At 64.9% G+C, this 793-nt stretch carries 1 protein-coding gene; it reads left to right on the forward strand.

The genetic code is table 11. From position 1 onward, the window contains the following. Positions 1-793: hypothetical protein (locus NQV17_RS37800; RefSeq protein WP_257776159.1), on the forward strand; the 793-nt coding region annotated here is incomplete at both ends.

A 793-nucleotide genomic window follows, 5' to 3' on the forward strand; every position in this document is an offset into this window, starting at 1 on the left:
GGTCGAGAGCGAGCTGATGCCGGTCGAGGTCGACGTGGACAGCGAGCTGATCGAGCTGGTAGCCGACGAGAGGCCGGTCGACGTCGAAGTCGACAGCGAAGCCACCGAGCTATCGGTCGAGCTCAGTCCGGTCGACAACGAGCTGATGCCTGTCGAGGTCGACGTCGAGAGCGACGAAATCGAGCTGGTTGCCGAGGACAGGCCGGTCGACGTGGACGTCGACAGCGAGGCGACCGAGCTGTCGGTCGAGCTGAGGCCGGTCGACAGCGAGCTGATACCCGTCGAAGTCGAGGTGGACAGCGAGCTGATCGAGCTGGTCGCCGACGAGAGGCCGGTTGACGTCGAAGTCGAGAGCGAGGCCACCGAGCTATCGGTCGAGCTCAGGCCGGTCGACAACGAGCTGATACCCGTCGAAGTCGAGGTGGACAGCGAACTGATCGAGCTAGTCGCCGACGACAAGCCGGTTGACGTCGAAGTCGAGAGCGAAGCGACCGAGCTATCGGTCGAGCTGAGGCCCGTCGACAGCGAGCTGATACCCGTCGAAGTCGAGGTGGACAGCGAACTGATCGAGCTGGTCGCCGACGAGAGGCCCGTCGAGGTCGAGGTCGACAGCGAGGCGACCGAGCTATCGGTCGAGCTGAGGCCCGTCGACAGCGAGCTGATACCCGTCGAGGTCGACGTGGACAGCGAGCCGATCGAGCTGGTTGCCGACGAGAGGCCCGTCGACGTGGAGGTCGACAGCGAAGCGACCGAGCTATCGGTCGAGCTCAGGCCCGTCGACAGCGAGCTGATG

This window comes from Burkholderia sp. SCN-KJ, assembly GCF_024656005.1.
In the GTDB taxonomy this organism is placed as follows: Bacteria; Pseudomonadota; Gammaproteobacteria; order Burkholderiales; family Burkholderiaceae; genus Burkholderia.